Here is a 24851-nt window from a genome sequence, read left to right as displayed (position 1 = left end):
CAGCATTGGGTGATTACAGATTATTGAAGATGCGGTTTTCTTGTTCCAGTACGCGGATAAACGTGGTGCGTTTGGTCAGCTCTTTCAGGCGTGAAGCCCCAACGTAAGTGCAGGCTGAACGCAGACCGCCTAAAATATCACGCGCGGTATTTTCAACCGGACCGCGCAGAGGAAGCTTAACGGTTTTACCTTCTGCAGCGCGATATTCCGCAACGCCGCCAACGTGACGTTTCATCGCAGACTCGGAGCTCATACCGTAGAACAGCATAAATTTCTCACCGTTCTCTTCAACAATACGGCCGCCGCTCTCTTCGTGACCAGCCAGCATTCCGCCAAGCATTACGAAATCGGCACCGCCACCAAAAGCTTTAGCCACATCGCCCGGTGTGGTACAGCCGCCATCGCTGACGATCATCCCGCCCAGACCGTGCGCGGCATCGGCGCATTCGATCACCGCAGAAAGCTGAGGATAACCAACGCCCGTTTTCACGCGAGTTGTACAAACAGAGCCAGGACCAATGCCAACTTTAACGATATCGGCACCGGAGAGGATAAGCTCCTCACACATTTCGCCAGTTACCACATTGCCTGCACAAATAGTTTTGGTCGGCCACGCTTCACGCGCCTTCGCAACAAACTGCACGAAGTGCTCGGAATATCCATTCGCAACATCAATACAAACGAAGTTTAATGCCGGGTTCAGGTCGAGAATTTGTTTGGTTTTTTCGAAATCGGCATCCGACGTGCCGGTAGAAACCATCACATGTTTCAGCACATCAGCAGAAGAATTATTGATAAACGCTTGCCACTCTTCAACAGAGTAATGTTTATGTACAGCGGTCAAAATATCGAAAGAAGCCAGTGCCGTAGCCATACTAAAAGTGCCTACGGTGTCCATATTTGCGGCGATAATCGGCACGCCGGACCAGCTTTGACCTGAATGTTTGAAGGTGAATTGACGTTCCAGTTCAACATCGGAACGGCTTTTAAGAGTAGAGCGTTTAGGGCGGATGAGGACGTCTTTAAAACCTAACTTCAGATCTTCTTCGATACGCATGTGCAGATTCCTGGGGTTAATGGCTATAAGGGTAAGAGCGCAACTCCAGTGACGCTATCATACGCACTAATCGATATGGCGCAAGACTGCGAAATTGTCTTTTTTTACGCTACAATCCCATAAATTTACCTGGTAAATAGTGGGCGAACGTTTCATCAATTTCGCTTTCGCGCGCTCTTTATTAACATTTTGATAATCATGATGAATTCCCAGGAATATAGATTATGAGGTATACAGTTGCCTTAACAGGCGGCATTGGCAGTGGCAAGAGTACCGTTGCAAATGCATTTGCTGACCTCGGAATTAATGTCATTGATGCCGATATTATTGCGCGTCAGGTGGTTGAACCGGGTACACCTGCACTGCGTGCCATTGCTGAACACTTTGGCGCGGATATGATTGCTGCTGATGGAACATTGCAACGTCGCGCCTTGCGCGAGCGGATCTTTGCCTATCCAGAAGAGAAAAACTGGCTTAATGCCCTGCTGCATCCTCTGATTCAGCAGGAGACGCAACGCCAGATCCAGCAAGCAACTTCACCTTATGTGTTATGGGTTGTGCCATTGCTGGTAGAAAACTCACTGTATAAAAAAGCGAATCGAGTGCTGGTGGTGGATGTCAGCCCAGAAACGCAGCTTAAGCGCACCATGCAGCGCGATGATGTTACTCGCGAGCATGTCGAACAAATTCTTGCTGCCCAGGCAACGCGCGAAGCCCGTCTTGCGGTGGCTGATGACGTCATTGATAATAACGGCACACCGGATGCTATTGCATCAGATGTTGCCCGCCTGCACGCACACTATTTGCAGCTCGCGTCGCAGTTTGTCTCACAGGAAAAAACTTAATGCAGACCCAGGTCCTTTTTGAACATCCACTAAATGAAAAAATGCGTACATGGCTGCGCATTGAGTTTTTAATTCAACAACTCACCGTAAATTTGCCTATTGCTGACTACGCTGGTGCTCTGCATTTCTTCCGTAATGTTAGTGAATTGCTGGATGTGTTCGAGCGTGGAGAAGTTCGTACCGAACTACTGAAAGAGCTGGAACGTCAACAGCGTAAACTCCAGACCTGGATTGGTGTGCCTGGCGTGGACCAGACCCGTATTGAAGCATTAATTCAGCAGTTGAAGGCCGCAGGTAGCGTGCTGATTTCCGCGCCGCGTATCGGGCAATTTCTGCGTGAAGACAGGATGATTGCCCTGGTGCGTCAGCGTCTGAGCATTCCCGGCGGTTGTTGCAGCTTTGATTTACCTACGTTGCATATCTGGTTGCATTTACCCCAGTCGCAGCGCGACAGTCAGGTAGAAACCTGGATTGCCAGCCTGAGCCCGCTGACACAGGCACTTACAATGGTGTTGGATTTGATTCGCCAGTCGGCACCGTTCCGCAAACTGACCAGTCTGAACGGTTTTTATCAGGATAACGGCGAAGACGCCGATTTGTTACGCCTGAATCTGGCACTCGATTCACAGCTTTACCCGCAAATATCCGGTCATAAGAGCCGTTTTGCCATTCGCTTTATGCCGCTGGACAGTGAAAATGGACAAGTACCGGAACGTCTGGATTTCGAACTGGCCTGTTGCTAAGGAGTAAAAATGTCAGAAACTATTACGGTGAATTGCCCCACCTGCGGGAAAACGGTGGTGTGGGGTGAAGTCAGCCCATTTCGGCCATTTTGTTCCAAACGCTGCCAGTTGATCGACCTCGGAGAATGGGCTGCTGAAGAAAAACGAATCTCCAGCAGTGGCGATCTTTCTGAGATCGATGACTGGAGCGAAGAGCCAAAGCAGTGACATTTGTCTGATGCCGCACGTAGGCCTGATAAGACGCGCCAGCGTCGCATCAGGCATCTTGTGTAAATGTCGGATGCGGCGTAAACGCCTTATCCGACCTCCAGACACTTAAGCTTCGCAATTACCGGTTCATTGGCTGGCGGAAAATCTTCTGCATTGAGGCTGGCCAGCGCCATCCACTCACCGGGCTGTCCCTCTTTCCCCCACGGCTCCCCTTCCCAGCTTTCGACCAGCCAGAACCACAGAGTGATATGCCTGTCCGGGAATTCATATTCCAGTTTTTCAAATAGATAAAAATGTTGCGGGGTAATTCCGACCTCTTCCTGAAGTTCACGCACCACCGCTTGTTCCGGCGTTTCACCCATTTCAATTTTACCGCCAGGAAACTCCAGCTTATTCGCCATATGGGCATCTGCGGCACGACGAGTGATAAAAATTTCGTTGTTTTTATTGCGAATAATACCTACCGCAATTTGCAGCTTTTTCATTGTCTTAAACCTATAAAAAAGGCGCAGAATCCTGCGCCTTTTATGTCAACAGTTAGCTTTTATTGCAGGCGGCCATGGCACTGCTTGTATTTTTTACCAGAACCGCATGGGCAAGGATCGTTACGTCCTACTTTGCGCTCACCGGTTTGCGCCGCCAGCGCCGCTGCGGCTGCAGAGTCGTCATCCTGATGGCTAAGCTGCTGCATTTGCGCTAAACGCTCGGCTTCCATACGACGCTGCTGCTCCAGCTCTTCAACTTCTTCCGGCATGCGTACTTGTACTTTGCTCAACGTGCTGATGACTTCATATTTCAACGATTCCAGCATCGCCGCAAACATGGAGAACGATTCACGTTTGTATTCTTGCTTCGGATCTTTCTGTGCATAGCCACGCAGGTGGATACCCTGACGCAGATAGTCCATCGCCGCCAGGTGCTCTTTCCACAGGGAGTCAAGCGTTTGCAGCATCACCCCTTTCTCGAAGTGACGCATCATCTCAGCGCCAACCACTTCTTCTTTACGGTGATACACTTCGATGGACTGCTCCAGGATACGCTCACGCAGCGTCTCTTCATGTAGTTCTGGCTCTTTGTCCAGCCACTCGGCAATCGGCAAATCGAGGTCGAAATCGTTTTTCAGACGTTCTTGCAGACCCGGAATATCCCACATTTCTTCCAGTGACTGTGGCGGAATGTAGGCATCGATGGTCGCTTTGAACACATCTTCACGAATGCTGTTGATGGTTTCGCTCACATCGCTGACATCCAGCAGTTCGTTACGCTGGGAGTAAATGGCACGACGCTGATCGTTAGCTACGTCATCGTATTCCAGCAGCTGTTTACGAATGTCGAAGTTACGGCTTTCAACTTTACGCTGAGCATTGGCAATTGCTTTAGTTACCCACGGATGCTCAATGGCTTCGCCGGGTTTCATACCCAGTTTACGCATCATGCCTGATACGCGGTCAGAGGCAAAAATACGCATCAGCGCATCTTCCATCGACAGGTAGAAACGGGAAGAACCGGCATCACCCTGACGACCAGAACGGCCACGCAGCTGGTTATCGATACGACGAGATTCGTGACGCTCAGTGCCGATGATATGCAGGCCACCTGCTTCCAGTACCGCGTCGTGACGCACCTGCCAGTCGGCTTTAATTTTTTCAATTTGCTCTGCGGTCGGGTTTTCCAGCGCGGCAACTTCTGCCTGCCAGCTACCACCAAGCACGATGTCAGTACCACGACCCGCCATGTTGGTCGCGATGGTCACCGCAGCCGGATAGCCCGCCTGAGCAACGATTGCCGCTTCGTTGGCGTGGAATTTAGCGTTCAGAACGTTGTGTTTGATACCAGCTTTAGTCAGTTCGTTTGATACCAGTTCCGATTTCTCGATTGAAATAGTACCCACCAGCACTGGCTGGCCTTTCGCAGTACGTTCTTTGATATCTTCAATGATCGCCTGAATTTTTTCCGCTTCGGTCATGTAGACCAGATCCGGCAGATCTTTACGAATCATCGGTCGGTTGGTCGGAACGACTACAGTATCCAGCTTGTAGATGGAACTGAATTCGAAGGCTTCGGTATCAGCCGTACCGGTCATCCCCGCCAGTTTTTCATACAGACGGAAGTAGTTCTGGAAGGTGATCGAAGCCAGCGTCTGGTTTTCGTTCTGGATCTGTACACCTTCTTTCGCTTCCACAGCCTGGTGCAGACCATCAGACCAGCGACGGCCCTGCATGGTACGACCGGTATGTTCGTCAACGATGATAACTTCACCATCTTTAACGATGTAATCGACATCGCGAGTAAACAGCGCGTGAGCACGCAGCGCCGCCGTTACATGGTGCATCAGCATAATATTGGCCGGAGAGTACAGCGACTCACCTTCATCCATAATGCCTTCTTTCACCAGCAGCTCTTCAATAAGCACCAGACCACGTTCGGTCAGGTTCACCTGGCGAGATTTTTCATCCACTGAGAAGTGGCCTTCGCCCTGGAAGGTTTCGGAGTCTTCTTTTTCCTGACGGATCAGGTACGGAATGATTTTGTTTACGCGCTTATACATTTCCGAACTGTCTTCCGCCGGGCCGGAAATGATCAGCGGTGTACGCGCTTCATCGATCAGGATGGAGTCCACTTCGTCCACCAGCGCATAGTGCAGTTTACGCTGTACACGTTCTTCAGGGCTGAACGCCATGTTGTCGCGCAGGTAGTCAAAGCCGTATTCGTTGTTAGTACCGTAAGTAATGTCAGCCGCGTAAGCTTCACGCTTTGCCGGTGCAGGCATGCCCGGCAGGTTGATGCCGACGGTCAAGCCGAGGAATTCAAACAGCGGACGGTTGTTTTCGGCGTCACGTTGCGCCAGGTAGTCGTTGACGGTAACAACGTGCACACCTTTACCGGTTAATGCATTCAGGTAAGCAGGCAGCGTTGCGGTCAGGGTTTTACCTTCACCAGTACGCATTTCCGCGATGCAACGTTCATTAAGAACCATACCGCCGAGCAACTGTACATCGAAGTGACGCATACCAAAGACGCGCTTACTTGCTTCACGCACGACTGCGAAGGCTTCCGGGATCAGATTTTCCAGCACTTCGCCTTTTTCCAGACGCGCACGAAACTCTGCAGTTTTTCCCTTCAGTTCTTCGTCGGAGAGTTTTTCCATCTCCGGTTCCATGGCATTGATGAGGTTGACGACTTTGCGCATCCGGCGCAGGGTACGATCGTTACGACTACCGAAAACTTTAGTTAATAATTTGATTAGCATAATAAAATCTCAAACGCCCCGCGTTGCGGAGTTAATAAAATGAAGTAAAGGTTTATTGTTGTTAGCTGAGGCGTTGAGGGCCAGCACGGATGCCTTGCGCCAGGCTTATCCAGACGGGCATGCTGAATGTTGCTTGCGGGGTAAAATGCGCATAATCAATGCGATACTCATTTTCAGACGGCGTGCCTTCCTGAGTCAGCAGCGCACTGAGCGTATCCAGTAAAGCAAGATGTTGCGCCTGAAGCGGTAAAGATTCCTCGGCAACGGGCAGCGTTTGCGGCGCCATTGCAAAGGAGAGATGGCGGATTACCGTGCGAATAGCATGTTGATGCCAGTAATCAACGGAATAGTTCGAGTTCGGGCGGCGCGTGTTTGCTTCCAGCAAGGCCAACTGACTAAAGTTAACTTTGGCGGAAGGCTCGTGATTGCGCGTTGTCGCTTTTGCGGGCGCGTTTGGCTCGGCGGCGTTGCTGAGCGCAGGCAAGCCTAAACTCGCCGCGACCATCCCTAATAAGAGATGCGGCCAGAAGTAGCGTCTACCTAACTGTCGCCAGCGCGTCAGTATTCCACTCACGTTATTGCCATCCCGATCGTATTCAACGTTTTTAGCGCACAAATCTTATCATTAAAGCCAGAAGTCCACAGCAGTATTCAAGATAAGTAACACGTAAAAGTGCTTAAGAAAACAGCGTTCGCACCGATTTCTTACGACGCTGTAAAAACTCAAAAAAAAAACGACTGGGTCACCTGGCCGGAGAGAGTGCCAGATTTGCCAGTCGAATTTTATACGACAGTATAGATGTCGTTATGCCAGTACGGCTGAAGGCGCTTTGAAGGCCAACGGCAGTTCTGCGTCGTCCTGGAAGGTCACATATTCCCAGGCTTCCTGTTTCGCCAGGACAGCCTGCAACAGTTTGTTATTCAGTGCATGACCGGATTTATAAGCGGTAAATGCGCCGATAATGTTGTGACCACACATGAACAAATCACCGATCGCGTCGAGCATTTTGTGACGCACAAACTCGTCTTCAAAACGCAGGCCGTCTTCGTTCAGTACGCGATAATCGTCAACAACGATGGCACAATCGAAGCTGCCGCCCAGGCACAGGCCACGGGACTGCAGATATTCGATATCACGCATGAAACCAAACGTACGCGCACGGCTGATCTGGCGCATAAACGCATCAGCAGAGAAGTTCATCGCATAGCGTTGATTGCTGGAATCGATTGCCGGATGGTTGAAATCGATGGTGAAGTCCAGCGAAAAACCATTGTACGGCTTAAATTCAGCCCACTTATCGCCATCTTCGACGCGAACAGTCTCTTTGATGCGAACAAATTTCTTGGCGCAGTTCAGCTCGTCGATACCAGCATCAAGCAGCAGGTAAACAAACGGAGCGGCACTGCCGTCCATGATTGGGATTTCCGGCGCGTTAACTTCGATAACAATGTTATCGATGCCTAAGCCCGCGAGCGCTGCGTTCAGGTGCTCAACGGTTGAAATCCGTACATCATGCTCGTTGACCAGACACGTACAGAGCATGGTATCACGCACAGATTTGGCATCGGCCGGGAAGTCTACCGGTGGATTCAAGTCGGTGCGACGATAGATGACCCCGGTGTTGGCCGGCGCAGGGCGTAAGGTCAGGGTGACTTTCTTGCCGGTATGTAAACCGACACCCGTCGCCTGAACGATACGTTTAAGTGTCCTTTGTTTGATCATCGTATTATCTCGCCAAATTATCTATCCAACCGAAGTGTACTATACATTCGGCAGGCCAGTTTAGCACAAAGAGCCTCGCAACCCAAATTCCAGCTAATTCTTAGTCAGCTTGCTTACGCAGGAATGCCGGGATATCCAGATAATCCGGCTCTTTCACGGTTTGTGGCGTATTGTCGTTCACCACTTTGGCCACGGGCTTCTGCTCTTGCGTCAGCGGCGCCATACCATGCTGCTGGTAGCGATCCATCACTGGCTGTTGAACTTGCTTATTGGTCACGAGAGTGATTTCAGGACGTTTGTCCATACCAATACCTGTAGCAACCACGGTTACACGCAGTTCATCGTTCATATCCGGGTCAAGAGAAGTACCGATAACCACGGTCGCGTTGTCCGAAGCAAATGCACGGATGGTGTTACCTACGGTTTCGAACTCATCCAGACGCAGGTCGAAGCCCGCAGTGATGTTAACCAGCACGCCGCGAGCGCCAGACAGGTCGATATCTTCCAGCAGCGGAGAAGAAATTGCCATTTCGGCCGCTTCTTCCGCACGGTCTTCACCGCTCGCCACGCCAGAACCCATCATTGCGTAGCCCATTTCAGACATCACGGTACGTACGTCTGCAAAGTCCACGTTCATCAGACCAGGACGAGTAATCAGTTCGGCGATACCCTGAACAGCGCCTTTCAGCACATCGTTAGCTGCGCCAAACGCGTCCAGCAGGGAGATACCGCGGCCCAGAACTTTCAGCAGTTTGTCGTTCGGGATTGTGATCAGTGAGTCCACATGTTTGGATAATTCAGTGATCCCCTGCTCCGCAAATGCCATACGCTTCTTGCCTTCAAAGTTGAAAGGCTTGGTCACAACAGCAACGGTCAGAATACCTAAATCTTTAGCCACTTCAGCAACAACCGGCGCCGCACCTGTACCGGTACCACCGCCCATGCCCGCTGCAATAAAGACCATGTCTGCACCTTCCAGCGCCGCACGCAGTGCATCACGATCCTCATCAGCCGCATTACGGCCAACTTCTGGATTAGCGCCAGCTCCCAGTCCTTTGGTGATACCACTACCGATCTGAATCGTCTGCCCAACCGCTGTTTTACGCAGCGCCTGTGCATCGGTATTTACCGCGAAAAATTCAACACCTTCAATGCGCTCACGCACCATGTGTTCAACAGCATTACCGCCGCCGCCGCCGACGCCGATGACTTTAATCACCGCGTCGTTGGTAAGTTCCATTGGTTCAAACATAGTTTCTCTCCGATATGTGCCTGTCGCCTGAGGCCGTAATCACCGCCGGCCTCATAAAAATTAAAATTCTTTTCGCAGCCAACTATTGAGTCGCTTGATCCACGAGCCAACAGATGCTGTAACACGTTTTTCAACTTCCGCTTCACCGTTAAGATGTGACTCTTTCCCGTAATGAAGCAATCCCACTGCCGTTGAATAATACGGCTCCTGAGCGTAATCCGTTAAACCGGTGATATTCAGCGGCGCGCCGATACGCACCTGCGTATGAAACACGCGTTGAGCGCAGGCGGCAAGACCTTCGATCTGCGCCGCGCCACCGGTTAATACAATACCCGCAGCCAGGTGATGCTTTACGCCTTGTTGGCGAAGCTTTTCCTGCAGCTGCAATATCTCTTCGTTGACCAGGTTGAGCAGCTCGGTATAGCGCGGCTCAATCACCTCCGCCAGAGTCTGACGTTGCAGACTACGCGGCGGACGACCACCTACACTCGGCACTTCCACGCTCTCGTCTTTACCGACGATGGAACCCAGCGCGCAGCCATGACGAACTTTAATCGCTTCGGCGTCGCTTGGCGGTGTCCCAAAGGCATAAGCGATATCACTGGTCACGACATTGCCAGCATAAGGAATTACCTTGGTGTGACGCAATGCCCCGCCAGTATAAACGGCGATATCCATTGTACCACCACCGATATCGACGACGCAGACGCCCAGTTCACGTTCGTCTTCCGTCAATACCGAATAACTTGATGCCAGTCCGGCAAATATCAGTTGGTCAACTTTCAGGCCACAACGTTCAACGGCTTTCACAATGTTTTTTGCCATATCGTTGTGACATGTGATCAGGTGCACTTTTGCCTGCATACGCACGCCAGAAAGTCCTACCGGATTTTTGATCCCTTCCTGATAGTCAATCGCATACTCTTGCGGGATCACATGCAGCACACGATGTTCATCACGCACACGCACCGATTTCGCGGTATGGACGACATTTTCTACATCTTCTTGTGTCACTTCTTCTTCAGAAATAGGCACCATACCAATTTCATTCTGGCAGCTGATGTGCTTACCAGAAAGCGCCAGATATACCGAAGAGATCTGACAATCTGCCATCAATTCTGCCTGGTCAATGGCGCGCTGTACGCACTTGACCACGGATTCGAGGTCGTTCACCCCGCCTTTATCCATACCACGTGACGGGCAGCTGCCCACACCAATGATATTGACCATACCGTCGGGCAGAACTTCCCCTACTAAAGCGGCAACCTTCGCGGTACCAATCTCCAGTCCTACTACCAGTTTTCTGTCCGTCGCCTTGATCATTGTTGTTCTGCCTGTGCCTGATTTTGTTGCTGAGTAGATTCCTCTGGCGGCAAGGGCGCCCAGCCGACTGCCGCACCAGAGTCATAACGCAAATCAACGTAGCTAATCCGTTTGCCATCGGTTTGCGCCTGCTGCTGTAAAACCGGATAAAGTTCTACAAAGCGAGCCAAACGTTTCATCGTATCGCCCCGGCCAAGATTGAGCTTAATATCGTTATTCAGCGTCAACTGCCAGGAACGCCGCGCGGTCATCGCCGCTTCCTTCAGAGTAAATCTGTCCTTTGCCAGCATCTGCCCCATTTCGCGATAACCCTGCAACACTTCATTTGCGCTGCCTTCCGGACCATACAACATTGGGAGCACCTGCTTGCTGGTGCGATCTGGCGGAACGCTGAAGGTGTTTCCTTCGGCGTCAACCATATGCTGATCATTCCAACGCGCAATCGGCACATATTCAACCAGATGAATCTTCAATTCATCAGGCCACTGCTTTCTGACGCTCACCTGCTTAATCCACGGCAGGCGTTGTTCAATTTGCGTCTGGATGATGTTTACATCCTGGGTCATAAAGGTACCTGGCTCACCCAATGCCAGGATCGACTGCCGGATATCGTCATTACGCGTGTAATGGCGTTCACCGGTCAACACCAGCTTTGAGAGCGGCAGGCGTTGCGCATCTTCCATCCAGCCCAACACGACCCAGCCGCTCACCAACACTGTCGTTAAAACGGTCAGCAGGAAAAGGATCCCCGCCAGACGCGTTCCATTATTGCGGTGAGAAGAAATCTCTTCTTCACTGTTTCGCGTGTTCAGAGCAGCCTGCGACATATTAGTCCGCCAGTTCCAGAATTCGTACTACCAACTGCGAGAAGCTCATACCCGCCTGACGTGCCGCCATCGGCACCAGACTGTGACTGGTCATACCCGGTGAGGTATTAGCTTCCAGCAGATAAAACTGTCCATCGCTGTCCAGCATGACGTCTATACGCCCCCATCCTTTGCATCCTAAAGTCGTCCATGCTTTCAGCACTAATGCCTGCAAATTTGCCTCTTGAGCCACTTCTAAACCTGCTGGGCAGAAATACTGTGTCTCATCAGAGAGATACTTCGCCTCATAATCATAGAAGGTTCCAGCGGGTTGAATACGTATTGACGGTAAAATTTCTTCACCGAGTATCGCAACCGTAAACTCCGGCCCACTTAGCCATTTTTCAATCAATACTTCTTCATCGTGCTGAAATGCCAATCTTAATGCATCTTGCAGAGCATTTTCTGCTACTACTTTTGACATTCCCACACTGGAACCTTCGCGGCTCGGCTTGACGATAAGCGGCAAACCTAAGGCAGAAATTTCTGCTAACTGCTTATCACTAATGCCTTTTTCAAACTCTGCGCGGGTTAATGCTACCCACGGCGCTACCGGTAAACCAGCGCCCTGCCAAAGCAGTTTGCTGCGTAGTTTATCCATTGAAAGCGCAGATGCCATCACTCCACTGCCGGTATAAGGCAAGCCCATCAGCTCGAGCATACCCTGCAGCGTGCCATCTTCACCACCGCGACCGTGCAGAGCGATAAACACTTTCTGAAAGCCCATCGACTTCAGTTGCGTTACGTCGATTTCTTTCGGGTCGACAGGATACGCGTCAATACCGCCTTCACGCAGCCCAGCTAACACTGCCGCGCCAGAATTCAGAGAAACTTCCCGCTCTGCGGAGGTCCCGCCCAACAGGACCGCGATTTTATCAGTCATGTTGCTCTTCCTCCGTAGTTTGCGGCTTCAGTTTGATTTCAGCTAAAGATCGGGCAATTTTTCCGATATTTCCTGCCCCCTGAACGAGGATCAGGTCGTTACCAGTTAATACTGGTGCTAACATCTCGGCCACCTGCGCTGGGTCCGGCACCAGAATCGGATCAATTTTCCCACGGCCACGGATTGTACGACACAACGAACGACTGTCCGCTCCCGGAATAGGCGCTTCCCCTGCCGGATACACTTCCAGCATCAGCAGGGTATCCACCTGAGTCAGCACATTGGCAAAATCGTCATACAGGTCGCGCGTACGGGTGAAACGGTGCGGCTGAAACAGCATCACCAGGTTTTTATCCGGCCAACCTGCACGCGCCGCTTTAATAGTCGCGTCAACTTCGGTCGGGTGGTGACCATAGTCATCAACCAGCATTGCCGTACCGCTTTTACCATTCACAGGTTCCAATGGAAATTCACCAAGGAAATCAAAGCGGCGTCCGGTCCCCTGGAAACTCTCCAGCGCACGCAAAATAGCCTCATCTTCAATCCCCTCTTCCGTGGCGACCGCAACGGCAGCGGCAGCATTCAGGGCATTGTGACGACCTGGCGCATTCAGTGTAACGCGCATTGGCTCTTTGTCCTGACGCAGCAGCGTAAAGTGTCCCTGCGGGCCAATCTGCTGATAATCTTCCACACGCACGTCAGCATCTTCGCTGAAGCCATAAGTGGTGGTTTGACGGCCTACACGCGGTAACAATTCGCGAATTACCGGATCGTCAACACACATCACCGCACGACCGTAAAACGGCAGGTTGTGCAGAAAATTAATAAAGGTCTGTTTTAAATTCTCAAAGTCGCCCTGGTAGGTATCCATATGGTCGGCTTCGATATTAGTGACAATCGCTACCATCGGTTGCAGATGCAGGAACGATGCATCGCTCTCATCCGCTTCAGCAATCAGGTAACGACCGTGGCCTAAACGTGCATGAACACCCGCCGCTTTTACCAGCCCACCGTTCACGAAGGTCGGGTCGAGGCCCGCTTCTGCGTAGATGCTGGAAACCATCGCGGTGGTCGTGGTTTTACCATGCGTCCCGGCAATAGCGATGCCATGACGAAAACGCATTAACTCTGCCAACATTTCAGCACGGCGAATAACCGGAATACGTGCCTCATGAGCGGCAACAATTTCCGGGTTATCGGCAGAAATCGCGCTGGAAACTACGACCACACTGGCATCACGCACGTTTTCCGGGCGATGGTTGAAGTAAATCGTCGCTCCCAGATTCGTTAACTGTTGCGTGACTGGGTTTGGCGCTAAATCGGAACCACTGATCTGATACCCTTCATTGGCCAGAACTTCGGCAATACCGCCCATACCGGCACCACCGATGCCGACAAAGTGTATGTGCCGAACGCGACGCATTTCAGGCACGATGGAACGCAGTTTTGCCAATTGTTGTGTATTCATTCTTTACGCCATTAACTTCTCAAATTCATACGATGCAAAAGGCATCGCTACAATTACGCCCGGGCAGCCCGGCTCACTTCATTTGCCACTCGCTCGGTGGCATCCGGAATGGATGCAGCTCGGGCGCGTTCTGCCATGGTTAATAAGGTTTCTCGCGACCACCCGGCCAGGGTGTTGGCGACGGCATCCACAGTAAGCTGCGGCTGCTCGATAATTTTGGCCGCGCCCGCTTTTTCCAGCGGCAGCGCATTCCAGTACTGTTGGCGGTCTTTATGTTGAAACGGCACAAACAACGCCGGTAGCCCTGCCGCAGCGATTTCACTCACCGTCAACGCGCCAGAGCGGCAAACGACGACATCCGCCCACGCATAGGCCGCCGCCATATCATCAATAAATTCCGTCACTTTATGCTGCGGTTGCCCCGCTTCGGCATAAGCCTGTTCAACGGTTTGTTGCGAACCTTTGCCGCTCTGATGCCAGATAGTGACTGAATCACCCAGCTTTGCTGCAACCTGCGGCATTGTCTGGTTAAGGATGCGCGCTCCCTGGGAACCACCCACCACCAGAACACGAACCGGACCTTCACGGTCAGCCATACGCTGCTGTGGCAACGGCAGCGCCAGCACATCAGTACGCACTGGGTTACCAACAACTTCGGCATCAGGGAAAGCCCCCGGAAACGCCTGCATCACTTTGGTAGCAATTTTCGCCAGCCATTTATTGGTCAAGCCAGCAATGCCGTTTTGTTCGTGAAGTACGACCGGAATGCCTAACGACCATGCTGCCAGACCACCAGGCCCGGAAACATAGCCGCCCATACCGAGCACCACATCGGGCTTGTAAGCTTTCATAATCGCCCGCGCCTGACGCCAGGCGTTAAAGATCCGCAGCGGAGCCGCGAGCAACGCTTTAATACCCTTGCCGCGCAGACCAGAAATACGAATAAAGTCGATCTCGATACCGTGCTTCGGCACTAAGTCCGCTTCCATACGATCGGCAGTACCCAGCCAGCGAACTTGCCACCCCTGGGCCATTAAATGGTGTGCAACAGCCAGTCCCGGGAACACATGCCCGCCAGTACCGCCTGCCATCACCATTAATCGCTTCCCTTTACCACTCATCGAGAACCTCGTACAAACGCCTGCGCTTTCTCCAGACGTGTTTCATAATCAATACGTAACAGCATCATGATGGCTGTCGACATAATCAGTAAGCTTGAACCCCCGTAACTGATCAGCGGTAATGTCAGACCTTTAGTTGGCAACATCCCCGCTGCCGCGCCTACGTTAACCAGCGCCTGGAAGCTAAACCAGATACCAATTGAACAGGCGAGAAAACCGGAAAAACGGTGGTCAATTTCTAACGCTTTACGGCCAATCGACATCGCACGAAAAGCGACGAAGAATACCATTAAAAGCGCCAGCACCACACCGATATACCCCAGTTCTTCGCCGATAATGGCGAAAATGAAGTCAGTGTGCGCTTCTGGCAGATACTCCAGTTTTTGTACCGAATTGCCTAAACCTTGCCCCCACAGTTCGCCACGACCAAACGCCATCAGGGATTGCGTTAACTGATAGCCGCTACCGAAGGGATCTTCCCACGGGTTCCAGAACGCAGTAACACGACGAATACGGTACGGCTCGGCGAGGATCAGCAGCACAACCGCTGAAATCCCCATGCCAATAATGGCGATGAACTGCCACAATTTTGCCCCTGCCAGGAACAGCATCGCCAGAGTAGTCACAAACAACACCACTACCGTACCAAGGTCAGGCTGCGCCAGCAGCAACACTGCCAGCACCAGAATCACGCCCATCGGTTTCAGGAAGCCGCGCAGGTTATTACGTACTTCGTCGCCTTTGCGCACCAGATAGTTGGCGATGTAACAAAACAGCGACAGCTTGGTCAGCTCCGCAGGCTGAATACGCAGCAGGCCGAGATCGATCCAACGTGATGCCCCTTTAACTGAGCTACCTACCACCAGCACGATCATCAGCAGGATGATTGATCCAAGCAGCATCGTGGCGCTGTAACGTTGCCAGAACTCCATCGGCAGACGCAGCGTAATGATCGCCAGAATGAACGCCAGGATCAGATAAACGCCATCACGCTTCGCGAAGAAAAACGGATCGTTGGTTAAGCGCTGCCCAATGGGCATTGACGCCGAAGTCACCATGATAAAGCCGATCGCCGCGAGGCCGAAGGTCAGCCACAGCAAGGTGCGATCGTACATGATCAGGCTGTCGGTATCTTTTTCCCGCGAGCCCATCACCCAGCCTTTAAGCGCCGTGGAGATCCAGACCAGGATACTGAGTCCTGGCAGGCGCGGCATTTTCAGGCGAGGGAGAGATAAACGCATCAACCTAACTCCTTCGCCAGACGGGCGAACTCATTGCCCCGTTGTTCAAAGTTCTTGAACTGATCGAGGCTGGCACAGGCTGGTGACAACAGCACCATATCCCCTGGCTGCACGCGTGGCGCCAGCAAGAGCATCGCCTGCTCCATGGTTTCGGTTTGCTCTGCCACTTCCGGTCGCAGTGCCGCTAACTGGGCGCCATCACGACCAAAACAGTACAAACGCACGTTGTCGCCATTCAGATAGCGCGCCAGTGGACTGAAATCCGCCGATTTACCATCACCGCCCAGCAATAAATGCAGCGTACCGTCTACCTGCAAGCCGTTCAGCGCCGCCTCTGTACTCCCGACGTTGGTGGCTTTCGAATCGTTAATCCAGCGCACGCCGTTATGCTCCAGCACCACTTCAAAACGATGCGGCAGACCAGTGAACGTGGTTAACGCTTTCAGGCTGCTGGCGCGCGGTAACCCTGCGGCATCAGCCAGCGCCAGCGCTGCCAGCGCATTGGTATAGTTGTGTTGTCCGGAAAGTTTCATCTCTTTCACGTTCAACACTTTCTCGCCTTTCACTCGCAGCCAGGTTTCGCCCTGCTGATGATTCAGGTGATAGTCACCCATGTTGACGCCAAAGCTGACGCAACGTTCATCCGCACCGCGAATCGGCATCGTTAAGGCATCATCGGCATTGACGACACACACTTTCGCATTTTCGTAAATGCGCAGTTTTGCCGCACGATATTGCTGCAATCCAAACGGATAGCGATCCATATGATCTTCAGTCACGTTCAGAATGGTCGCCGCCACCGCCTGTAAGCTGGAGGTGGTTTCCAGCTGGAAGCTCGATAGTTCCAGCACGTACAGTTCGCACTCGGCATCCAGCAACATCAACGCAGGCAGGCCAATGTTGCCACCCACGCCGACGTTAACACCTGCTGCTTTCGCCATTTCGCCCACTAAGGTGGTGACAGTGCTTTTGCCGTTAGAACCGGTGATCGCCACAATCGGTGCCTGCGCTTCGCGGCAGAACAGTTCGATATCGCCAACAATTTCAATTCCGGCATCGGCAGCGGCGCTTAGGGACGGATGCGCCAGCGCAATGCCGGGGCTGGCGACGATCAGATCGGCTGCCATCAGCCACTCGTCATTAAGACCGCCAGTGTGACGTTCCACCGTTTCGGGTAATTTATCCAGGCCAGGCGGTGTCATACGTGTATCCATAACGCGCGGCGTCACGCCGCGAGCAAGGAAAAAGTCCACGCAGGAAAGCCCGGTGAGGCCCAGGCCGATAATAACGACATTTTTACCCTGGTAATCAGCCATGATTAACGTACCTTCAGCGTTGCCAGACCAATCAGGACCAGCATCAGCGAAATAATCCAGAAGCGCACAATGACGCGCGGTTCCGGCCAGCCTTTCAGTTCATAGTGGTGATGAATCGGCGCCATGCGGAAAATACGTTGCCCGCGCAGTTTAAAGGAGCCGACCTGCAAAATAACCGACAGGGTTTCAACCACAAACACACCGCCCATAATCACCAGCAGGAATTCCTGACGCAGCAGTACGGCGATAATGCCCAGCGCGCCGCCTAACGCCAGCGAACCGACATCACCCATAAATACCTGTGCCGGATAGGTGTTAAACCACAGAAAGCCCAGCCCTGCCCCGACTATCGCGGTGCAGACAATAACCAGTTCCCCGGCGTGCCGCAGATACGGTATATGCAAGTAGCTGGCAAAGTTCATGTTGCCGGTTGCCCACGCCACCAGCGCAAAACCACCGGCGACAAATACGGTCGGCATAATCGCCAGCCCGTCGAGGCCATCGGTCAGGTTTACCGCGTTACCGGTACCAACAATGACGAAGTAAGCCAGCAGAATGTAGAACAGCCCCAGCTGCGGCATCACATCTTTAAAGAACGGCACCACCAGCTGCGTTGCTGGCGTGTCTTTCCCGGCAAGATACAGCGCAAAGGCGACGCCCAGCGCGATCACCGACATCCAGAAATACTTCCAGCGCGCAATCAGGCCCTTGGTGTCTTTACGCACCACTTTGCGATAGTCGTCGACAAAACCAATGATGCCGTAACCCACCAGCACCACAAGTACGCACCAGACGTACGGGTTGGAGGGGTAAGCCCACAGCAGTACGGAGATCACTATCGCCGTCAGGATCATTATCCCGCCCATGGTCGGCGTACCGCGCTTACTAAAGTGCGATTCCGGGCCATCGTTACGAACGACCTGACCAAAGGAGAGTTTTTGCAAATGGGCAATCATACGCGGGCCCATCCACAATGAGATGAACAGCGCGGTCAGCAGGCTGACGATGGCGCGAAACGTCAGATAGGAAAAGACGTTAAAGCCGGAATAATATTTGACCAAATGTTCGGCCAGCCAAACTAGCATGTCCCATTCTCCTGTAAAGCGCGTACCACCTCTTCCATGGCGGCACTACGTGAACCCTTAACTAAAATCGTAATCACCTGTTGCTCTGCAATCAGTGATTTAAGACGCGCAATTAATGCGGATTTATCAGCAAAATGTTCGCCAACGCCGCTGGCGGTGCTGATAGCATGGCTTTGTTTACCCACGCTTAACACGCGGTCAATACCAGCTGCCTTCGCCGCTTCGCCCACCTGTACATGGCAGGCTTCGCTTTCAGCGCCCAGTTCCGCCATATCGCCCACCACCAGCACGCGGTAGCCAGGCATTTCAGCCAGTACCTGGACTGCTGCGGTCATTGAACCGACATTGGCGTTGTAGGAGTCGTCGAGCAACAACTGGTTTTCCGCCAGTTGAATGGGGAACAGACGCCCGGGAACGGCTTTCAGATTTGCCAGCCCCGCTTTGATAGCATCAAGCGTTGCGCCCACGGACATGGAGAGCGCGGCGGCTGCCAGCGCATTCGCAATATTGTGACGCCCGGGCAACGGTAGCAGAACATCGACACTACCTGTTGGGGTTTGTAGCGTAAATTCCGTACCGTGCGAAGTCACATGGATATTGGTGGCGGTGAAATCGCTGTTGGCAGCATTGGCTGAGAAACGCCACACTTTGCGTGAGCCAATTACGCTCTGCCAGTTCAGCCAGTCGTTGTTGTCGGCGTTCATAATGGCGATACCGTTTTCCGGCAAGCCGGTAAAGATTTCGCCTTTCGCTTTTGCCACGCCAGCCAAAGAACCGAAACCTTCCAGATGCGCCGCCGCCAGGTTGTTGACCAGCGCCGCTTCCGGGCGAGTCAGACTCACAGTCCAGGCAATTTCGCCCTGATGGTTCGCGCCAAGTTCGATAACTGCGTAATCGTATTCCGGCGTTAAGCGCAGCAGCGTCATTGGCACGCCGATGTCGTTGTTGAGATTGCCCGCGGTATAAAGCGTATTACCGCACTGGCTTAAAATCGCCGCAGTCATCTCTTTAACGGAGGTTTTACCGGAGGAACCGGTCAGAGCAACCACACGCGCCGGAACTTGCTGGCGTACCCATGCAGCCAGTTCACCGAATGCCAGACGCGTGTCTTTAACGATTAACTGCGGCAGGTCGATATCCAGCGGACGGCTGACCAGTAATGCACCTGCGCCGCCAGCTTTCGCCTGGTCGGCAAAATCGTGGGCATCGAAACGTTCGCCTTTCAGGGCGACAAACAGACAGCCTGGCGTCAGTTTCCGAGTGTCAGTCGTTACGGCATCCAGGGTGACATCTTCCCCTTTTAGTTCACCGTTGAGAATATCGGTAAGTTGGCTAAGAGTTACGCTAATCATGCGATCACCCCCAGCAGACGCGCTACCGTGACGCGATCGGAGTAGTCCAGGCGCTGATTGCCAACAATCTGGTAATCTTCATGGCCTTTGCCAGCGACCAGCACCACATCATTCTCTTTAGCCTGCATAACGGCGCAAGTCACCGCTTCGGCACGGCCTTCCATCACTTTGGCACGTCCGGCATCTAACATTCCCGCCAGAATATCGTTGATGATGGCGCGCGGTTCTTCGGTACGCGGGTTATCGTCCGTCACCACCGCCACGTCGGCAAACTCTTCAGCAATCGCCCCCATCAGTGGACGCTTGCCTTTATCACGATCGCCGCCACAGCCGAAGACGCACCACAGCTTGCCTGCACAATGAAGACGTGCAGCCTGCAAGGCTTTTTCCAGTGCATCCGGGGTGTGAGCGTAATCCACAACCACCGTCGGTTTGCCTGGCGCAGTGAACACTTCCATACGTCCGCAAACCGGTTGCAGACGTGCGGCGGTTTTTAGCAGATCCGCCAGCGGATAACCCAGCGCCAGCAGCGTCGCCAGCGCCAACAGTAAATTACTGACGTTGAATGCCCCCATCAGGCGACTTTCAATTTCCCCATCGCCCCAGCTTGAGCTAAAGCGAATGGTTGCGCCGCTGTCGTGATAGTTCACATCGGTCACTTTCAGCCAGCGGCCATGACAGTTCAGATTGATATGGTCTTCCATCGACACCGCAACCGCGTCTGGTAGTTTTGCCAGCCAGCGACGGCCTACTTCGTCATCGGCGTTGACTATCGCCTGACCGCAATGATGTTCAGAATAAAGCAGCCATTTTGCGGCTTCGTAATGTTCCATATCACCGTGATAATCAAGGTGATCGCGGCTTAAGTTGGTAAAAACCGACGCCGCAAATTTCAATGCTGCCACACGGTGTTGTACCAGCCCATGGGAGGAAACTTCCATTGCGCAAAAAGTCGCGCCCTGATCCACCAGCCCCGCAAGCTCATGCTGAACGTCGACTGCCGAACCGGTCGTGTTTTCCGTCGGAATAACTTTACCCAGCAGGCCGTTACCAACAGTGCCCATTATCGCGCTGGTTTCGCCAAGCAGTTGGCTCCACTGCGCCAGAAGCTGGGTAGTCGTGGTTTTGCCGTTAGTGCCCGTAACGCCCACGAGACGTAAATTGTCAGAGGGTTCATGGTAAAAGCGGCCCGCCAGCGCAGATAAACGCTCATTGAGCTGGCTGAGATAGATGACCGGTACGCCGTGCATTTCACGGATTTCACCATCGGTCGCCTCATCTTTTGCCTCAGCAATAATGGCAGCCACACCTTGCGCTATCGCCTGCGGGATATATCGACGCCCGTCCGCCTGATGACCTACTACAGCTACAAAAAGATCGCCCGACGCAGCCACACGGCTGTCGAGTGTCATCTCTCGCAGTGCTCGCGAAGGTGCGTTTGGCACCCACGGAGCAAGAAGGTCGCGCAAATTACGATCTGCCACCTGTCCCCTCGCCTTGATTAATCACAAATTCGTTTTTATCACCCGTTGTCAGCGCATCCGGTTCGATGTTCATGGTGCGCAATACGCCGCCCATGATGGCACCAAAGACCGGCGCGGAAACGGCGCCGCCGTAGTATTTACCCGCCTGCGGATCGTTGATAACAACAACCAGCGCGAAGCGCGGCTGACTCGCAGGCGCAACGCCTGCGGTATAAGCAATATATTTATTGATGTAGCGACCATCCGGCCCGACCTTTTTCGCAGTACCGGTTTTAATGGCGATACGATAGCCTTTAATCGCCGCCTTCACGCCACCGCCGCCCGGTAGTGCCACGCTTTCCATCATATGCACCACAGTGCGGACAATGGATTCCGGGAAGACACGTTCACCAGGAACCGGGGGGTCAACCTTGGTAATCGACAGCGGGCGATAGATACCATAGCTGCCGATGGTTGCGTAGACTCGCGCTAACTGTAACGGTGTTACCATTAGCCCGTAGCCGAAAGAGAAGGTGGCCCTCTCTATGTCAGACCACCGTTGTTTTTGAGGATATAAGCCACTGCGTTCTCCGACCAACCCCAAATTGGTCGCTTTTCCCAACCCAAAACGTGAGTAAGTATCTACTAACGCTGAGGACGGCATCGCTAACGCCAGCTTGGAAACACCGACGTTACTCGACTTCTGTAATACCCCGGTCAGGGTTAATTCGCTGTAGCGCGCCACGTCTTTAATTTCGTGGCCGTTAATTCGATAAGGAACGGTATTCAGTACCGAGTTTTCCCGCACCACGCCGCGCTGCAACGCAGTCATCACCACCATCGGCTTGACGGTTGAACCCGGTTCAAAGACGTCGGTGATAGTACGGTTACGCATCGCCTCTTTCGGCGTGCCACTCAGATTGTTTGGGTTATAAGACGGGCTGTTAGCCATCGCCAGCACTTCGCCAGTGTTGACATCCACCAGCACGGCACTACCGGATTCCGCCTTGTTAAAGGCCACGGCGTTGTTCAGTTCGCGATAAACCAGCGCCTGCAGGCGTTCATCAATACTCAACGCCAGGTTGTGCGCCGCCTGGCTGTCGGTAGAAGAAATATCTTCGATTACACGGCCATAGCGGTCTTTACGCACAATACGTTCGCCCGGTTGCCCGGTAAGCCATTTATCAAAACTTTTCTCGACGCCCTCAATCCCCTGGCTATCGACGTTGGTAAAGCCAATGAGGTGAGCGGTCACTTCGCCAGACGGGTAGTAACGGCGAGATTCTTCGCGCAGATGAATCCCCGGCAGCTTCAGTTTTTTGATGTATTCAGCCATGTCAGGGTTAACCTGACGCGCCAGATAGATAAAGCGCCCTTTCGGGTTGGCATTAATGCGGGCAGAAAGTTGATCCAGCGGAATATTGAGCGCGTTAGCCAGCGCCTTCCAGCGGTCGCCGACGCTGATGCCACCGGCTTCATGCACTTCTTTCGGGTCGGCCCAGATTGCTTTTACTGGCACACTCACTGCTAACGGGCGACCAGAACGGTCGGTAATCATGCCGCGGGAGGTGGAGACTTGCTGAACGCGAAGAGAGCGCATGTCGCCCTCTTTCACCAGCATATCCGGGGAGATTACCTGCAACCAGGCAACGCGCCCCAGCAGGAAAGCCAGTGCCAATAAAATACAGCCGCATAACAACGCAAAACGCCAACTGATAAAGTTGGCATGTTCTTCCTGACGTTTTGGTTTCTGCGTTTTCGCCGCTGCTTTCATGCGTCGCGTTTATCCTTATTTTTGCACTACGATATTTTCTTGTGATGGATCAACATGCTGCATTTGCAGCTTCTCCGTGGCGATCCGTTCCACCCGGCTATGGTCGCCGAGCGCATTCTCTTCAAGAATGAGGTTACGCCATTCAATGTCTAAAGCGTCTCGCTCCAGCACCAGTTGTTCGCGCTGAGCGGTGAGCAAACGGGTATGGTGCGCCGTGGTCACCACAGTCACCGCCGTCAAAATAATGCAAATGAACAGGCAGAGCGGCAGCTTCCCAAACCGCAAAAGATCGTCACCGATAACGCCAGGCAAGGCATGGCGCTCGTGGCTTCCCATCGATCCTTTAACTTTGCTGAGGGCTTCTGTCACTCTGCTGATCATGCGTTCGTCCTCTCTGCAATACGCAGAACTGAACTACGGGCACGAGGGTTCTCTGCCACCTCTTCTTCGCCCGGCATCAACTTACCTAGTGCTCGCAACTGACGGCCACCCAGTTTTTTGAGCTGCTCTTCAGTCATCGGTAACCCTGCCGGAACTTGTGGACCGCGACTGTTTTCACGCATAAAGCGTTTCACAATACGATCTTCCAGCGAATGAAAACTGATGATCGAAAGCCGCCCGCCTGGGGCCAGCACGTTAAGCGAGCTTTTTAGCGCCTGCTCTATCTCCTCCAGTTCACTGTTCACCCAAATGCGCACCGCCTGGAAGGTACGGGTCGCGGGATGTTTGAATTTGTCTTTCACCGGCGTTGCGGCAGCAACGACTTCTGCCAGTTCTTTAGTGCGGGTCATCGGCTGTTCGCGGTTACGCTCGACAATGGCGCGTGCAATACGTTTAGCAAAACGCTCTTCGCCATAGGTTTTTAATACCCAGGCAATATCGGATTCTTCTGCGGTTTGTAGCCATTCGGCGGCAGACTGACCGCGCGTCGGGTCCATACGCATGTCCAACGGGCCATCGCGCATAAAGGAAAAACCGCGTTCAGCATCATCGAGTTGCGGTGAAGAGACACCAAGATCGAGCAGAATGCCGTCGATCTTGCCGATAAGATCGCGCTCGGCGACATATTCGCCCAGCGCAGAGAAAGGTCCATGAATGATGGAGAAGCGCGGATCATCAATAGTCTTCGCGACGGCAATAGCCTGCGGGTCGCGATCGATTGCCAACAAGCGTCCCGTTTCGCCAAGTTGCGAAAGAATCAGACGTGAGTGACCACCGCGACCAAAAGTTCCATCAATGTAGATACCGTCAGGACGGATATTGAGGCCATTTACGGCTTCGTCCAGCAGTACCGTGGTATGTTTATAGTTTTCCATCATTTTATAGAGACAAGTCCTGCAGTCGCTCCGACAAGTTTTCGGTAACAGACTGTTCAGCGTCGATATCTTCCCTGACCTGTTGATGCCAGGTCGTTTCATCCCACAGTTCGAACTTATTGAACTGCCCGACCAGCATCACTTCTTTCGTCAGCCCGGCATGCTGCCGCAACACAGGCGCGATTAATAATCGACCTGCGCTATCCAGCTGACACTCACTGGCATGCCCTAACAGAAGGCGTTGAACACGACGTTCAACAGGGTTCATGCTCGAAAGACGCGATAATTTGTGCTCGATAATTTCCCATTCAGGAAGGGGGTAAAGCAGCAGGCACGGGTGATGAATGTCAATGGTACACACCATTTGACCGGCAGCGCTCCCGAGCAGTTCTTCCCGATAACGGGTAGGCACCGATAAGCGCCCTTTACTGTCGAGATTGACTAACGTTGCTCCCCGGAACATGCCAGTCTCCCCCCGATTACCACTTTATCCCACAAATTCCCACTAAAAGGAGTTTACGGAGCGGAGGAAAAGCTTGTCAAGCCAGGAACATTCCTTACCG

General features: G+C 52.8%; 23 protein-coding genes. 3 read left to right on the top strand and 20 right to left on the bottom strand.

Going from position 1 to position 24851, the window contains the following annotated elements; genetic code table 11:
- Positions 1–13: 13 nt before the first annotated feature.
- Positions 14–1057 (bottom strand): GMP reductase, encoded by a 1044-nt coding sequence (gene guaC, locus FEM44_RS15000; RefSeq protein WP_130204936.1) that lies wholly within the window; start codon positions 1055–1057, stop codon positions 14–16.
- A gap of 224 nt (positions 1058–1281) precedes the next feature.
- On the opposite strand from guaC, the gene coaE reads away from it, so the two are divergent.
- Genes coaE through yacG form a run of 3 tightly spaced genes read left to right on the top strand, consistent with a single transcriptional unit; the run spans position 1282 to position 2852 of the window.
- Complete coding sequence (gene coaE, locus FEM44_RS14995; RefSeq protein WP_130221628.1) at positions 1282–1902, top strand: dephospho-CoA kinase; 621 nt, start codon at positions 1282–1284, stop codon at positions 1900–1902.
- A complete protein-coding gene (zapD, locus tag FEM44_RS14990; protein ID WP_130217398.1) occupies positions 1902–2645 on the top strand; it encodes a cell division protein ZapD in 744 nt (247 codons plus the stop codon). The genes coaE and zapD overlap by 1 nt, the downstream gene beginning before the upstream one ends.
- 9 nt (positions 2646–2654) lie before the next feature.
- The gene (gene yacG / locus FEM44_RS14985; RefSeq protein ID WP_135523783.1) at positions 2655–2852 is read left to right on the top strand and encodes a DNA gyrase inhibitor YacG; all 198 of its coding nucleotides are present in this window, start codon (positions 2655–2657) and stop codon (positions 2850–2852) included.
- Between the two features lie 89 nt (positions 2853–2941).
- On the opposite strand, the gene mutT is transcribed toward yacG, so the two are convergent.
- From mutT to mraZ, 19 genes are all read right to left on the bottom strand, one after another.
- Entirely contained in the window at positions 2942–3340 is a 399-nt protein-coding gene (mutT, locus tag FEM44_RS14980; RefSeq protein WP_135523782.1) for an 8-oxo-dGTP diphosphatase MutT, read from the bottom strand.
- Between the two features lie 59 nt (positions 3341–3399).
- Positions 3400–6105 carry a preprotein translocase subunit SecA gene (gene secA, locus FEM44_RS14975; RefSeq protein WP_135523781.1) on the bottom strand — a complete coding sequence of 902 codons (2706 nt, stop codon included), beginning with the start codon at positions 6103–6105 and terminating at the stop codon, positions 3400–3402.
- Positions 6106–6166: 61 nt separating this feature from the next.
- The gene (gene secM / locus FEM44_RS14970; protein WP_135523780.1) at positions 6167–6679 is read right to left on the bottom strand and encodes a secA translation cis-regulator SecM; all 513 of its coding nucleotides are present in this window, start codon (positions 6677–6679) and stop codon (positions 6167–6169) included.
- Between the two features lie 231 nt (positions 6680–6910).
- The gene (lpxC, locus tag FEM44_RS14965; protein WP_000595482.1) at positions 6911–7828 is read right to left on the bottom strand and encodes a UDP-3-O-acyl-N-acetylglucosamine deacetylase; all 918 of its coding nucleotides are present in this window, start codon (positions 7826–7828) and stop codon (positions 6911–6913) included.
- A gap of 100 nt (positions 7829–7928) precedes the next feature.
- A complete protein-coding gene (gene ftsZ / locus FEM44_RS14960) occupies positions 7929–9080 on the bottom strand; it encodes a cell division protein FtsZ (protein WP_064525175.1) in 1152 nt (383 codons plus the stop codon).
- Positions 9081–9140: 60 nt separating this feature from the next.
- A complete protein-coding gene (gene ftsA, locus FEM44_RS14955) occupies positions 9141–10403 on the bottom strand; it encodes a cell division protein FtsA (RefSeq protein WP_000588474.1) in 1263 nt (420 codons plus the stop codon).
- Positions 10400–11230 carry a cell division protein FtsQ gene (gene ftsQ / locus FEM44_RS14950; protein WP_000075731.1) on the bottom strand — a complete coding sequence of 277 codons (831 nt, stop codon included), beginning with the start codon at positions 11228–11230 and terminating at the stop codon, positions 10400–10402. Before ftsQ ends, ftsA begins: the two co-directional genes overlap by 4 nt.
- A 1-nt stretch (position 11231) precedes the next feature.
- Positions 11232–12152: a D-alanine--D-alanine ligase gene (gene ddlB / locus FEM44_RS14945; protein ID WP_130204924.1), complete on the bottom strand. Its 921-nt coding sequence runs from the start codon at positions 12150–12152 to the stop codon at positions 11232–11234.
- Positions 12145–13620 carry a UDP-N-acetylmuramate--L-alanine ligase gene (gene murC / locus FEM44_RS14940; RefSeq protein WP_130235920.1) on the bottom strand — a complete coding sequence of 492 codons (1476 nt, stop codon included), beginning with the start codon at positions 13618–13620 and terminating at the stop codon, positions 12145–12147. Before murC ends, ddlB begins: the two co-directional genes overlap by 8 nt.
- A gap of 53 nt (positions 13621–13673) precedes the next feature.
- Positions 13674–14741, bottom strand: a complete 1068-nt coding sequence (gene murG / locus FEM44_RS14935) for an undecaprenyldiphospho-muramoylpentapeptide beta-N-acetylglucosaminyltransferase (protein ID WP_135523779.1) — start codon at positions 14739–14741, stop codon at positions 13674–13676.
- Positions 14738–15982 carry a cell division protein FtsW gene (ftsW, locus tag FEM44_RS14930; RefSeq protein ID WP_130204918.1) on the bottom strand — a complete coding sequence of 415 codons (1245 nt, stop codon included), beginning with the start codon at positions 15980–15982 and terminating at the stop codon, positions 14738–14740. Before ftsW ends, murG begins: the two co-directional genes overlap by 4 nt.
- The gene (gene murD / locus FEM44_RS14925; protein WP_135523778.1) at positions 15982–17298 is read right to left on the bottom strand and encodes a UDP-N-acetylmuramoyl-L-alanine--D-glutamate ligase; all 1317 of its coding nucleotides are present in this window, start codon (positions 17296–17298) and stop codon (positions 15982–15984) included. Before murD ends, ftsW begins: the two co-directional genes overlap by 1 nt.
- A 2-nt stretch (positions 17299–17300) precedes the next feature.
- Complete coding sequence (mraY, locus tag FEM44_RS14920) at positions 17301–18383, bottom strand: phospho-N-acetylmuramoyl-pentapeptide-transferase (protein WP_000964122.1); 1083 nt, start codon at positions 18381–18383, stop codon at positions 17301–17303.
- Positions 18377–19735, bottom strand: a complete 1359-nt coding sequence (gene murF / locus FEM44_RS14915; protein WP_135523777.1) for a UDP-N-acetylmuramoyl-tripeptide--D-alanyl-D-alanine ligase — start codon at positions 19733–19735, stop codon at positions 18377–18379. Before murF ends, mraY begins: the two co-directional genes overlap by 7 nt.
- Entirely contained in the window at positions 19732–21219 is a 1488-nt protein-coding gene (gene murE, locus FEM44_RS14910; RefSeq protein WP_135523776.1) for a UDP-N-acetylmuramoyl-L-alanyl-D-glutamate--2,6-diaminopimelate ligase, read from the bottom strand. Before murE ends, murF begins: the two co-directional genes overlap by 4 nt.
- Positions 21206–22972 carry a peptidoglycan glycosyltransferase FtsI gene (ftsI, locus tag FEM44_RS14905; RefSeq protein ID WP_000642222.1) on the bottom strand — a complete coding sequence of 589 codons (1767 nt, stop codon included), beginning with the start codon at positions 22970–22972 and terminating at the stop codon, positions 21206–21208. The genes murE and ftsI overlap by 14 nt, the downstream gene beginning before the upstream one ends.
- 15 nt (positions 22973–22987) lie before the next feature.
- Entirely contained in the window at positions 22988–23353 is a 366-nt protein-coding gene (ftsL, locus tag FEM44_RS14900; RefSeq protein WP_000625658.1) for a cell division protein FtsL, read from the bottom strand.
- A complete protein-coding gene (gene rsmH / locus FEM44_RS14895) occupies positions 23350–24291 on the bottom strand; it encodes a 16S rRNA (cytosine(1402)-N(4))-methyltransferase RsmH (protein ID WP_064525204.1) in 942 nt (313 codons plus the stop codon). Before rsmH ends, ftsL begins: the two co-directional genes overlap by 4 nt.
- A gap of 1 nt (position 24292) precedes the next feature.
- A complete protein-coding gene (gene mraZ, locus FEM44_RS14890) occupies positions 24293–24751 on the bottom strand; it encodes a division/cell wall cluster transcriptional repressor MraZ (RefSeq protein WP_064525207.1) in 459 nt (152 codons plus the stop codon).
- Positions 24752–24851 lie beyond the last annotated feature (100 nt).

Source organism: Escherichia sp. E4742 (genome assembly GCF_005843885.1).
Lineage (GTDB): Bacteria > Pseudomonadota > Gammaproteobacteria > Enterobacterales > Enterobacteriaceae > Escherichia.
This window is presented reverse-complemented; position numbering and strand designations above follow the sequence as displayed.